At 64.6% G+C, this 12,346-nt stretch carries 10 protein-coding genes and 1 pseudogene; 5 read left to right on the plus strand and 6 right to left on the minus strand.

What is annotated here, in order from left to right:
- Nucleotides 1–575: 575 nt before the first annotated feature.
- Nucleotides 576–2,228 (minus strand): helix-turn-helix domain-containing protein, encoded by a 1,653-nt coding sequence (locus ACFTWF_RS40865; RefSeq protein ID WP_378466781.1) that lies wholly within the window; start codon nt 2,226–2,228, stop codon nt 576–578.
- Nucleotides 2,229–2,786: 558 nt separating this feature from the next.
- On the opposite strand from ACFTWF_RS40865, the gene ACFTWF_RS40870 reads away from it, so the two are divergent.
- The 4 genes from ACFTWF_RS40870 (at nt 2,787) to ACFTWF_RS40885 (ending at nt 6,500) form a co-directional block, all read left to right on the plus strand.
- Complete coding sequence (locus ACFTWF_RS40870) at nt 2,787–4,127, plus strand: MFS transporter (protein ID WP_378466782.1); 1,341 nt, start codon at nt 2,787–2,789, stop codon at nt 4,125–4,127.
- A gap of 164 nt (nt 4,128–4,291) precedes the next feature.
- Entirely contained in the window at nt 4,292–5,335 is a 1,044-nt protein-coding gene (locus tag ACFTWF_RS40875; protein ID WP_378466783.1) for a proline racemase family protein, read from the plus strand.
- Nucleotides 5,336–5,373: 38 nt separating this feature from the next.
- Nucleotides 5,374–5,553, plus strand: coding sequence for a 4-oxalocrotonate tautomerase family protein (locus ACFTWF_RS40880; RefSeq protein WP_378466784.1), 180 nt, complete (start codon nt 5,374–5,376; stop codon nt 5,551–5,553).
- Between the two features lie 299 nt (nt 5,554–5,852).
- Nucleotides 5,853–6,500, plus strand: coding sequence for a winged-helix domain-containing protein (locus ACFTWF_RS40885; protein WP_378466785.1), 648 nt, complete (start codon nt 5,853–5,855; stop codon nt 6,498–6,500).
- 78 nt (nt 6,501–6,578) lie between these two features.
- Here ACFTWF_RS40885 and ACFTWF_RS40890 read toward each other — a convergent pair whose 3' ends face one another.
- From ACFTWF_RS40890 to ACFTWF_RS40905, 4 genes and pseudogenes are all read right to left on the minus strand, one after another.
- Complete coding sequence (locus tag ACFTWF_RS40890; protein ID WP_378466786.1) at nt 6,579–7,958, minus strand: MFS transporter; 1,380 nt, start codon at nt 7,956–7,958, stop codon at nt 6,579–6,581.
- A gap of 141 nt (nt 7,959–8,099) precedes the next feature.
- Complete coding sequence (locus tag ACFTWF_RS40895) at nt 8,100–8,879, minus strand: enoyl-CoA hydratase-related protein (RefSeq protein ID WP_378466787.1); 780 nt, start codon at nt 8,877–8,879, stop codon at nt 8,100–8,102.
- On the minus strand, nt 8,879–9,586 hold the full coding sequence (locus ACFTWF_RS40900) for a nitroreductase (protein WP_378466788.1): 708 nt from the start codon (nt 9,584–9,586) through the stop codon (nt 8,879–8,881). Before ACFTWF_RS40900 ends, ACFTWF_RS40895 begins: the two co-directional genes overlap by 1 nt.
- A gap of 91 nt (nt 9,587–9,677) precedes the next feature.
- Nucleotides 9,678–10,645, minus strand: a pseudogene (locus ACFTWF_RS40905) (NADPH:quinone oxidoreductase family protein).
- Nucleotides 10,646–10,790: 145 nt separating this feature from the next.
- On the opposite strand from ACFTWF_RS40905, the gene ACFTWF_RS40910 reads away from it, so the two are divergent.
- Nucleotides 10,791–11,405: a TetR family transcriptional regulator gene (locus tag ACFTWF_RS40910; RefSeq protein WP_378466789.1), complete on the plus strand. Its 615-nt coding sequence runs from the start codon at nt 10,791–10,793 to the stop codon at nt 11,403–11,405.
- Nucleotides 11,406–11,617: 212 nt separating this feature from the next.
- Here the strand turns inward: ACFTWF_RS40910 and ACFTWF_RS40915 are convergent, their stop codons facing one another.
- Entirely contained in the window at nt 11,618–12,301 is a 684-nt protein-coding gene (locus tag ACFTWF_RS40915) for an MspA family porin (protein WP_378466790.1), read from the minus strand.
- Between the last annotated feature and the right edge of the window lie 45 nt (nt 12,302–12,346).

A 12,346-nucleotide genomic window follows, 5' to 3' on the forward strand; every position in this document is an offset into this window, starting at 1 on the left:
AAGTCCTCCGAGGTGGTGCCGTCCGCCTCGACCGGAAGCGCGCCGCTCGTCCACACCAGATCGCCGAGGACGGTGGCCGCGGAATACGGCGCCGTTGCGGGCGTCGACTCCAGTCGGACCAGTTCCCGCTCGACGAGACCGTTCGTGCTGGTCATAGAAGAAACCTCCAGATTATGTGTGGCATTCGGGGTGTTGTCGGCGCCGTGACCGACCATCGATTTCTGATCACATATCGCTGTGACCTGGACCTCACAAAGTATGCTGGCCGACCGAGTTGTCTACAAGAAGTAGTGCATGTGAATCCGAAAAAGATGCGTTTTGAGTTGTAAGTAAATATACAAATCATGTCGCCAAGTACGGGTTGAAAAAGATCGCGCGCCGCAGGCCTCAACTCACTGAATTCGCTCGTGTACGGCGCTACAGCATTTGGTCTCACGCGGGAGAAGCAGGCCGAACCCTCTAGACAGGCGAGCAATGAATTAATGACTCGTGCCGTCGGCTAATCCGAACCCTGGGCTGCTGCGGGCGTCGACCGCACGGTTTGCACCCGTCTCGCGAGCGCGGAAAGACGTGGGCTATTTGCGCTTGTCCGCGGGAGTTCCCGCGCCTTCATGGCGCCGGAACAGGTCGACCATGTTGAACACCGCGTTGTCGATCTTGCGGCTCCACAGGCTCGTCACCAGCTCGGGGTCCTGATTCCGCAACGCGTCGAGGATCGCCGTGTCGTCGGCGACGATGTCGTCGACCGAGTACGCGTAGTCCAGCCCCAGGATCGAGATGAACATCCGCAGTTGCAGCGAGAGGCGGACGAACATTTTCTCGATCCTCGGCATGTCGGCGGCATGAGCTGCCGCGTCCTGCCACCGAATGTCCGCATCTCCCGTGGCCGGGGCGTCGCCGGTCCGCGCGTTCCTGATGACGTCCTCCATTGCGGCTTCGACCGGCGCCAGCCGCGTTTTGCCTTTGGTGGCCACGCGCCGCAGGAGCAATGCACCGAGCGGACCACGCGCGGTATAGGTGTCGAAGATGTCCTGGCGGGTCGGAATGGGGATGTACGCACCGCGGTGCGGTTCGAGAGCCACAAGACCGTCCTCGGCCAGGATCTGCAGCGCGTCCCGGATAGGCCCCCGGGAGACACCGAGTCGCGCCGCGAGCGGTTCTTCGAGGATCCTCTGTCCGGCATCGAATGCACCCGTCGCGATCGACTCGCGCAGCGCCTTGACCACGGCAGTCGCCAGCCGCGGCGGCGTATTGCGCAGCGCACCTCCTGCGGCCGCCGGAACGGACGCAGCCGACACCGCGTCCTCGATGCGCGGTGGCCGGACCCACCGGAACGAGCCTTCCCTGCTCGCGGCCCAAGATCGAACCTGGTTTTCCACCGTGAGCAAATGTTCGCCCTGACGCCGATCGAGGGCTTCGGTGATCGAATCCAGTTGCGCGAGCCAGCGGCGTGGCGCTATCTCGTACACGCTGAACCGGGGGTGCCGATACAGCCAGCGTTGGATCTGCGGCGGGAGTTTCACGTCGACCAGCGTGATGATTCGTCGATCTTGTGGGGCCACCTTGTTGACTCGTTCCAGCATGTCGAGAAGGTCCGATCCGACAGCTGACTCGGCCGGCTCCGCTGAGGACACATCCGGCTCGTACGCGAGCTGGGCCGACAGCACGGTTCGCACCACCTCCCGCCACTGGCGGGTCCGGCTGGTGCGCGGCCGCGCGTCGCCACCTCCGGGAGGCGAGGCCGGCTCATGGAAGATGAGGACGCGAGTGTCCGCGCTCACGAACACCGCAGCAAGCACCACCTGGCTCGACGTGTTGAGCACCGATCGTGTGACGAGGTCGGGCGCATCCGTGAACGACAGCCGCCGGACTCGACTGACCGCAGTCTGACTCGTCCCCAGCTCGGCAGCGATCGTGCGCGTCGTCCATGCCCCGCCTGCCGGTTCCCGAAGCTGCACGCCGAGAATTGCTCGCTGCTCGTCGCGTCCGATGGAGACCGGACGACCGGGTCGCGCCAGGTCGCCGAGGCCTTGGATCCCATGTTCGTCGAACCTTTTGCGCCATTTCATGATGGTGCTCCGCGTGACCTCGAGGGTCCGTGCCGCCTCGGTCACCGACTGGTCTTCACTCGCGAGCACGATGCGTGCCCGCAGAGCCAAGGCCTGCGTCGTGGTCGGCGCCGCCACCAACCGTTCCAGCACGTCCCTGTCCGCGGCGGAGAGCGCCATGTCGTCCTCCTCATTCCTGCGCGTGTCCGGGCGGTCGGCAGCGAAGCCCTCTGTCACGCCCATAACCGCACTCCGAGTCATTAATCTGCAACAACAGTCTTCAGCGCTGCTTTGCGTTTACGCCCAGTTTTCTGGGGTTATCCGAGCCGAGCGCGAACCATGCCTTGGTTACGGAATTACAACTCAGAACTGCCTACTTCCGATTTTCAAGTCGATCTTCTTGTCGACAACTCCTGCAAGCAGCATACTTTGTGAGGCGCAGGTCACACAGGCCCGATGGATCCGGAGTTGTCCGACAGTCGACGGCGCGCTCGACAACGTCGCCTAGATCGTCCTCTCGGATCGGTCGACTTCAAGGGTCGATCGGTCCGGCACCACCCGGACGGCTCGTAGGAGCTCTTCGAATCGGCAATGCCATTACGAGCCGCAACACCTTTGCGGCGATTCAGGACGCCTGTCGTCTGCGCAACTCGATCTGAGACCCCCTATCCAATCCCCCGGCCCCGGAAGAGAATAAGGAGATCCCATGTCATCGTTCCGGATTGTGAGGAGTGACTGGTGTCGTCGATAAAGAATACGACCATTGTGTCGAATCAGGCCGACGCCGGCTTCAAGCGGCGCTTCCTATGGAAGCTGGTCCTCGTGCTTACAGGGGGGATGTTCCTGGACGGCTACGTCCTCGGAATCATCGGTCCGGTGACAGGGCCGATGGCCGACGATTTGGGCCTGTCGACGCTGTGGGAGGGGCTGATCGCAGCGGGCGCGTTGTTCGGCATCTTGATCGGCTCGCCGCTGGCGGGCTGGGCATCCGACAAGTTCGGCCGCAAGCTGATGTTCACGGCCGACATGGCACTGTTCGTGATCGCCTCAGCGATGCAATTCTTCGTCCACGAGCCCTGGCAGCTGTTCGCTGTGCGGCTGCTGATGGGAGTAGCGATCGGCGCCGAGTACTCGGTGGGTTGGCCGCTGCTGTCCGAGTTCGTCCCTGCCCAGCTGCGGGGCCGGTTGATGGGCGTGACGCTGATCGCCTGGTATGTCGGGTTCATGATCGCGTACCTGGTGGGGTATCTGCTGTCCAAACACACCGACCTGGGCTGGAGGCTCATCCTGGGCACGAGCACCGTGATCGCCGCGGTGTTGCTCATCGCTCGGATCGGCCTGCCCGAGTCGCCGAGGTGGCTGTGGAATGTGGGCCGCAGGGACGAGGCCCACGCCCTCGCGCACAAATACATGGAGTCCTTCGCCGACATGACCGACGTCGAGCACGAGGACACTCGCAAGGGCAGCTTCGGAATGCTGTTCTCCCGGCAGTACTGGCGGGCCACGCTGTTCACCGCTGGGTTCTGGTTCTGCGCAGTCACACCGTATTTCGCGATCGCCACGTTCGCCGACAGCGTGCTGGACCGATACGGGCTCAGTGGGGGGCTCGCCGGTGGGGTCGGGCTGTCCGCAGTCGCCGCAGGCGCCGTGGTGATCACCGTGCTGTTGGTCGACAGGGTCGGCCGCCGTGTTCTGACCGTGCCGCCGCAGTGGCTGTGTATGGTGCTGCTCGCGGTCATCGGCCTCTGGGCCGGGGCGCCCCCGATGGTCGTGTTGGTACTGTTCCTGGCCTTCTCGTTCTTCAACGCGATGTACAACACGCTGACCGGCATCTACCCGGCCGAGGTATTCCCGACCGAGATCCGCGGGATCGGCACGGGATTCGCGGCCGCGGTCAGCCGCGTCGGCGCCGGCATCGGCACGTTCATGCTGCCGTGGTCGATGGCGAACCTCGGCACCGCAGTCACCATGCTGATCGCCGCCGCCATCGCCGGCATCGGGGCCGGATTGTCCCAGTGGCTGGCCCCGGAGACCAAGGGCATGAGCCTCAGTGAGACTGCTGCGGGCGTAGTGCACTAGCGCAGGACTGGCGCGACGACCGAGCTATCCGCGTCGTGGGTGCCGAGAGCGCTCTGTCATGCCCTGAGAGCCCTGAGGGAAGTACGGAAACTGCGGCTGCTCGTCAGACGCACTCACTTCGCAATCCGAGCGCACGGCTCGGCTGGAAAGAAAGTCGAAATTCAATGCGATTCAGCAAAGTGTTCAACGTCGTCGGCTGTCACGTCGGCGGGGAGGTCGGCAACGTCGTGGTGGGCGGTGTCGGTGACGTCCCCGGCGACACCATGTTCCAGAAGCGGCTCTACCTCGAGAACAAGCGAGACGACATCCGGCAGCTGCTGCTGAGGGAACCGCGCGGCTCGATGATCCGCTCCGTCAACGTGGTCCTTCCCCCGACCCACCCCGATGCTGCCATGGGCTACGTGATCATGGAGTCCGAGGAATACCCGGCGATGTCCGGAGGGAACACCATCTGCGTCGCAACCGTGCTGCTCGAAACCGGGATGGTGCCGATGCAGGAACCGGTCACCGAACTCACCCTCGAGTCACCCGCCGGTCTGATCAAGCTGCGATGCGAATGCCGCGACGGCAAGGTCCTCAGCGTCCGCTTCGTCAACCAGCCCGCCTTCGTCTACCACATGGACGCACCCGTCGAGGTCGAAGGAATGGGCACCGTGACGCTCGACGTCGCATGGGGCGGAATGGCCTTCGCGATCATCGACGCTGCCAGCGTGGGATTCGACCTCGTGCCCGACGAAGCCCGCGACATATGCGTGGTGGGCGAACGAATCAAGGCGGCTGCCGCGGAACAGCTGAAGGCCATCCACCCGGAGAACCCCCAATTCGCCGGCATCACGATCACCGAATTCACCAACCCCCTCCGCCGCGAGAACGACACCCTCATCGCCAAGAACGCGGTCGTCGTCTCCCCCGGCCGCATCGACAGGTGCCCCTGCGGCACCGGCACCTCGGCCCGCTTGGCAGTAATGCACGCCCGCAACCAGATCCGGCCCGGCGAGAACTTCATTCACGAATCACTCATCGGCAGCCGGTTCGACAGCACCATCGAATCGCTCACCCGCGTCGGAGAATACGACGCCGTGGTCCCGAGCGTCGCCGGCCAGGCCTGGATCACCGACATGTCTCAGGTCGGGATCGACCCGACCGATCCCTTCCCCCTCGGCTACACCCTCTCGGACAGCTCGATGCGCGCCGGCGCCACCAGCTGACCGAAACGTCCGACCACGACCCGACAGAAGGATCACCCATGCCGCTCATCCAGATCACCCAACCGCCCGGCTTCGACAACGAACAGAAGCGCACCGCGATCGAAGCGGTCACCCAGGCCTACGTCGACGCCACCGGCAAGCCCGCATCCTCGGTATGGGTCACCATCACCGAAGTTCCCCGCGAATCCTGGGGCGTCGGCGGCACGCCGCTCGGCTGAACGTACGCATTCCGCGATCCACGACAGCTGACGAACCGAGGCGATAGCCGCTGATCGACCCGTGCGACCCGGTCCCGGTGCATTTGTGTGCACCGGGACCGAGCACTGTGAACAGCCGAATCGAGTCCCGGAACCGCATCCGGATCAAACCAGTTGCTTCAGCTTACGAAAGTTTTACCGTCTAGCGCTGGGAAAAACCGTCTGGCACTATATTTCGCGGAATATGCGAGACCAGATCGAAGCAACCCACGGTGAATTTCATGAAATGTCGTAACCGCACGAGCCCATCGGTGCTGGTTGTGTCCACCGCTGTCGAGAGCACGTTAGTCACCCACCTGCGCACGGTCGGACTGAGCGTGACCAGCACCCGCAGCGCACCGACACCGCGTCGCATCGCCGCAGTCGACGTCGTACTCCTCGACATGACAGACGCCCCGGACCACGCACTGGCCGCAGTCAGCGCGGTACGGACCGCCGCCCGGAGAACCGGGATCATGGTGATCGGCAACGATCCCGGTACCGATCACAGCGCCCTGCTCGATGCCGGTGCCGACGACGTGCTGATGACATCCGTGTACCCCGACGAGATGATCGCTCGGCTCCGAGCGATACTCCGCCGAGTCTCACCAGCGCCGACGGTCAGCAGAACAGTTTCATCCGACGACCTGACACTGCAGCCGAAATCGAGAGCGATCGAAGTCGGCGGTAGGAGTGTGCCCCTGTCACGGACGGAGTTCGGCTTGATCGCGATTCTCGTGGACAACATAGGACACGTCGTGTCCCGACCGCAGATATTGAGGACCGTCTGGGGCCTCTCGGCGGACGCACAAACCAACGTCGTCAATATGTGTGTCAGCTCTCTCCGCCGGAAGCTCGACATCCTCGGGGCACCACACACCATCCGCACCATCCGGGGAATCGGACTGCAACTGCAACCGGTCGTCTGAGGACCGCGGCTCACCGAGAGGATGCCGGTGTCGGTTGTCCACGGGGACCACCGACACCGGCCGCCCATCTGCCCTGACTCAGACCAGGTTGACCTGGGCCTCGGAGCGACGTTTCGCGTCGCGACGAACCAACCCGAGCAGGCAGATCAGCGCCACGACAGCGAGGACGACGATCATCAACCCGACTCGCCAGACATTCTCCGCTTGGCCGTTGACCAGGGCGACCATCGCCATCGGCGACATGCCGCCGAGGATCGCGGCACTCTGGTATCCCAGGGACGCCCCGGAGTAGCGGGTTTCCGGGGGAAACAGCTCGGCGAAGAGGGCGGCTTGCGGCCCGGTCTGAATCGACATGATGGCGCAGGACACGACGACCGCGATGCCGAGGCGGGCGGGGTTCTCGGGAGTGGCCGAGCCGATCAGCGTCCACATCGGGACGGCCCAGATTCCCATCCCGGCAATTCCGATGCCGTAGATGAGTTTGCGGCCGAAGCGATCCGACAGGTATGCGGTGGTCGGCACGATGGGAATCATCACCAGTGCTGCGAGGAGGATCCAGAGAAGTACGTCCGATCGGGTCATGCCCAGGGTGGTGGTGGCAACCTGCACGCTTCCGGTCATCGTGATGTAGAACATGGCGATGCCGACGAGGTAGGTGCCGCCGGCCAGGAGCAGGGTGCCGCCGTTGTGGCGGATGACGTCCAGGATCGGTGACCGTCGCCTGGCGGGTGCGGTCGCCAGTTTGGCCTCGGCCTCCTGGAACTCGGGTGTCTCCTCGAGGTACCGGTGGATGGCGAACCCGACGACCAGCATCAGCAGGCTGCACCAGAACGGCACGCGCCATCCCCACGACATGAACGCATCCGGTGAGAGCGCCCAGGTCATGGCCAGGAAGATGCCGTTGCCGAGGACCATTCCGATCGGAATGCCGAGCTGCGCGAAGCTGCCGAAGAATCCGCGACGGTTGGGCGGGGCGTACTCGGTCACGATGAGCACGGCACCACCCCACTGCCCGCCGACGGCGAGCCCCTGCAGCAGGCGCAGGCAGACCAGCATTGCCGGTGCCAGCCACACGATGGAGGTGTTGGGTACCAACCCGACCAGGGTGGTCGACAGTCCCATCAGCAGGATCGACAGGACCAGGATCGGCTTTCTGCCGTACTTGTCACCGAAGTGACCTGCCACGATTCCGCCGATCGGTCGTGCGACGAATCCGAGTGCGACGGTGGCGAAGGAGTTCATCGCCGCGACGACTTCGCTGTCGGTGGCGAAGAAGGTCTTGTTGAACACGAGCGCCGCGGCGGTCGCATAGATATAGAAGTCGTACCACTCGAGCGACGTCGACAGCGTCGCAGCGAACGCGGCCTTCCTGACGGCGCGGGGACCGCGGTTTGGCGACGCAGTGCCGATCTCGGAAGAGAGCGCGGGCGCTCCTCCCGCCGTGACCTTGACGTTCATGCGTGTACCTCCGTAGCGAGTCGATCTACCTGAATGTTCTGTTCACGAATAGATTTGGCCAATACGAGCATTGGATTCCACTACACGGGAGACTGACGCAGTGCCCATGACCGAGCCGGACACGGCGGCGGAGCCATGTGACTAGTTTCCCTGCCACCGGGCGGGTCGTTTCTCTCGGAAAGCGCGAAGCCCTTCCTGAAAATCAGTGGAATTTCTCACTTTTTCCTCCGCATCTGACGTGAGGAGCCAACCCTGACCGTCGCCACCGCGCACGACGGTGGAGATCGCGTGCAGGGTGGCCTGGACTGCCACCGGGGCGTTGGCAGCGATCTGTTCTGCGGTCGTGATTGCGGACCGCTCCGCTGCGCCGTCGTCGACGATCTCGTTGACGAATCCGCAGCTGTGGGCCCTGTCGGCGGTGATCGGCCGGCCGGTGAGGAGCATCTGTTTCGCGATGTTCAGCGGCAGGGGTTGGTGAGCACGGAAGAGGGCGCCGGCATTGGCGACCACACCGTGGGTCACCTCGGGCAGCCCGAACCGTGCCGATCGACCGGCGACGACGATGTCCGATGCCAGTGCCAGTTCGAGACCACCGCCGTAGGCGAAGCCTTCGACTGCCGCGACGAGGGGCTTGGCCCGAGGCCGGCCGACGACGCCGTATCTGCCGCCCCGAATGGTGGATTCTCCGGGACCCTCGATCAGATCTGTTCCGGCGCAAAAGTTGTGCCGACCACCGCTGAGTACTCCGCACCAGAGGTCCGGGTTGTCGTCCAGTTCGTCGAATGCGGCGTCGAGTGCCGCGGTCATGGCGGCGTCGATGGCGTTGCGTTTGGCGGGGCGCTGCAAGCGGATGAGCAGCACGCGACCGTGACGCTCGGTGATCACCCGCGCCGGATCGGCCCGTACGTCGGATTCGGACATCACTTGTCGATCCAGTCGACGACGTCGTCGATGGGCGCGCGGGTGGTCCGGTAGCTGTTCGAGAGGTGCTCGATGTGGGGATATCCGAACGAGATTCCGCACACGATGGTGCGGTCCCGACCCAGGCCGAGTTCTCGCCGCAGCACGCTCGGGTACATCGCGAGCGCCGCCTGGGCCACGGTCCCGACCCCGTGCGCCGTAGCGGCGGTGAGGAAATTGGCCACGTAGCCGCCACAGTCCACGGCCCCGTACGGGCCCAGCGCCTCGTCGGAGTGGATGATCGCCACATGGGGCGCTCCGAAGAACTTGAAGTTCTCCAGCACCTGCTCGTATTGACGCGCGCGGTCCCCGCGTTCGATTCCTAGTGCGTTGTAGAGCTGGAAGCCGCTCTCACGACGACGATCGAGGTGAACGCCGCGATACTCGCGGGGGAAGGGGATGTCGGTGTCCTCGGTGATACCGGCGGAGGCCGTCGCGTGCAGCGCATCGCGGAGCCGTTCGGTGCCTGCACCGCGGGTGATCGACACCTGCCACGACTGGCTGTTGCACCAGGATGCCGTCAGCTGGGCGGTTTCCAGAATCCGTCGGATGGTGTGCTCGGGTACCGGCTCCGGCGTGAAGGCGCGGTAACTGGCCCTGACCGCGAGAAGCTGTTCGAGCGTGCGTGCCGCATCCGGCGGAAGCTGTGCGGTTCGCCGTTCTGCCAATACGTCTCGGGCTTCGGTGCTGACCACAGTGGGCCTTTCTGTGTGGGCCGTGTCGACGACACGGGCATCCGGATTATTCGCCGGCGGAGGGTCAGCGCAGGCTCAGCGCGACCTTGCCTGTCGCCGCACGTTCATTGAGCGATTGCAGGGCAGCGGCAGCGTCGTCCAATTCGTACAGCGTGGGCTCGGGGACTGTGAGGGCACCGGAGGCCAAGAGCGGCAACAGCTCTTCCCATTGCCGCGTCAGATATCCGGGGTCTTCGCGAATGAATTCACCCCACCCGACGCCGATCACGGAGGTGTTCTTCAGCAGGAGCCGGTTCACCTTGACCGTCGGAATGCTTCCACCGGTGAAGCCGAGTACCAGGGCACGACCGCCGGTGGCCAGGCAACGGAGGCTGTCGGTGAACCGATCCCCGCCGACCGGATCGACGACGATGTCAACGCCCCTGCCACCGGTCAGCTCGAGAACCTGATCTTTGAAATCGTCTGCCAGAACCGTGTACGTGGCGCCGTTGCCCTTCGCCACCGCGGCCTTCTCCTCGCTGGAGACGACCGCGATCGTCTCGAGCCCGAGGGCAGCCGCGACGTGCAGTGCCGCGGTTCCCACACCCCCGGCCGCTCCGTGCACGAGGACGGTCCCCCCTTGTGGGCATGAGCGCGCTCGACGAGCGCGAAGTGGACCGTGAGGTGGTTCATGACGAATCCGGACGCCGCGGTGAGCGTCACCGTGTCCGGCAACGGAAACACGTAGCCCACCGGCACTGCCACCGTCTGCTGCCATGAACCCGACAGCGCGAGCACCGCGACGCGCTGTCCCTCTGTCAGACCGCTGCCGTGCGGAGCGGAGCGAACGGTGCCTGCGCCGTCGACACCGAGGACGCAGGGCAACGCCTGGACCATCTGGTAGCTGCCCGTCGTCTGCAGCAGATCGGGGAACGAGACACCCGCCGCATGCAGATCAACTACGACCAGATCATCGGCGGCATCCAGATCCGGTAGCTCGGTGACACGAAGCCCCGACGGTCCTGCGGATTCGACCAGTTGTACTGCTTTCATCACTTCTCCGACTCGAGAGTAGGGGTGAAAAGACGTCGCGAGCGACCCTCCAGCCAGGACATACCGGTCGATTGGCCACCCAATGCCTATGTGGCATTGAGTGGCACATTAGCACCAAGTATCACCGTTGGCTAGGATGCGGTGCATGAGTCCGAAGGCCCCCGAACCGCTCAAACAACGCATCAAGGACCAGATGCGGTCGGAGGTTGTCGAGATCACGATCGGGCTGTTCCTCGACCGGGGCTTCGACGAGACGACCGTCGACGAAATCTGCACAGCTGCCGGGATCTCCCGCCGGACGTTCTTCCGGTACTTCCGCGGCAAGGAGGACGTGGTCGTGTCACGGCTCAGCAAGCTCGCCGAGGAGGGCTGTCACTGCTTCGTCGACTGTCCCCTCGACGAGGACCGGTGGACGGCCCTGAGAATGAGCATGACTCCGTTCGAGAGCTGGGCACACGAGAACCCCGCCCGCGCCCTCGCGCTATTCCATCTGATCGAGGACGCCCCGTCGCTGCGCGCGAGCTACCTCGACCGCCTCGACCGATGGCGGGCCAGTCTCGCCACCGTCATCAGCACCAAGTTCGACCTGGATTCTCGAAGCGACCTCGACGTCGCCGTCATCGCGGCGGCGAGTGTGGGAGCGTATCTCGCGGCGACGCGGGCGTGGGCGGAGTCGGGCGGAAACGATTTCCTGCCGGTCTTGTTCGACCGAGCCTTCAACGCACTACGGCCGGAAGCACCGCAGCTCGGGGGGCGATAGTTCACAGAAACCGGTGAGCCCAAGCCGCGCTCCTCGATCGGGCGAGCACTTCCCGTGGGCGTCCCGGCGGCTGTGAGGCCGCGGTCGTAGTAGGACCTGGGGTTCGGGTCGAGGATGCAGTGCACCTGGACAGGGTGCGCCCGGGCATCGGCGCGATCAGCATTGCTGATCGCGCCGATGGAACGCGGCCACTTGGTGGACGCCTGGTGAGGTCAGCCGATGCTGAAGGGCTGTCCCCACAGGGTGACGGTGCTGCTCACGTTGTCCGTCTCGACAGAGACGTTCACATACGACCGCGCCTGCGCGTAGCCGGCACATCCACTGACCCCGAGGGTCGAGTCACTCCACGAAACCGAACCGGTCGGGCCCTCGACGTAGTTCCCACCCCAATGCGCCTCCCCACCGTAGGGATCGGCATATTCCTGATCGAGGATGTCGACCGGAATCGCCGAACCGGGACCCAGAGTGACCCCGCCACTCGCACCCCCCGACAGCGGGTTCCCCACCGTCCCGGCCACAATATCCGACCACGCCATCCCCGCCCCGCCCTCGGCGCCCGCCTCGGCCCCGAAGTCCACCTGACACGCCAGCACGTAGCCCGGATAGATGTACGCGGACTGCACACCATCCCCCTGCAGCTCCACCGAAGCCTTACCGGAAACCCACACATTGCGGTGCAACGGCGTCGACCCCATCGACGGCGACACGGTCGCACTCTCATCCGTCAGGTTCACCGTCACCACGGTGCCATCCGCCAGGGTCTGCGTGATGCTGCCACCAGGCAACGGAACGAACGTGTCGGCGTTCGCCGCACCGACGGAGCACAAGCCCATGGCCGCGGCAGCAGCGGCACCGACCGCGGCCAGACGCACACCGTTCTTACGGTTGATGATCATTGTTCCCTCTCAGGGATAGAAACCTCGCACACGCGAGAAAGTGGG

The organism is Rhodococcus sp. NPDC056960, from assembly GCF_042674125.1.
Lineage (GTDB): Bacteria > Actinomycetota > Actinomycetes > Mycobacteriales > Mycobacteriaceae > Rhodococcus_F.

Bases quoted from the DNA above. Each gene is read 5' to 3' on its own strand.
- ACFTWF_RS40895 (WP_378466787.1), bottom strand. From the start codon at position 8,879: ATGTCCGAATCCGACGTACGGGCCGATCCGGCGCGGGTGATCACCGAG.
- ACFTWF_RS40880 (WP_378466784.1), top strand. From the start codon at position 5,374: ATGCCGCTCATCCAGATCACCCAACCGCCCGGCTTCGACAACGAACAG.
- ACFTWF_RS40915 (WP_378466790.1), bottom strand. From the start codon at position 12,301: ATGATCATCAACCGTAAGAACGGTGTGCGTCTGGCCGCGGTCGGTGCC.
- ACFTWF_RS40875 (WP_378466783.1), top strand. From the start codon at position 4,292: ATGCGATTCAGCAAAGTGTTCAACGTCGTCGGCTGTCACGTCGGCGGG.
- ACFTWF_RS40910 (WP_378466789.1), top strand. From the start codon at position 10,791: ATGAGTCCGAAGGCCCCCGAACCGCTCAAACAACGCATCAAGGACCAG.
- ACFTWF_RS40890 (WP_378466786.1), bottom strand. From the start codon at position 7,958: ATGAACGTCAAGGTCACGGCGGGAGGAGCGCCCGCGCTCTCTTCCGAG.
- ACFTWF_RS40865 (WP_378466781.1), bottom strand. From the start codon at position 2,228: ATGGCGCTCTCCGCCGCGGACAGGGACGTGCTGGAACGGTTGGTGGCG.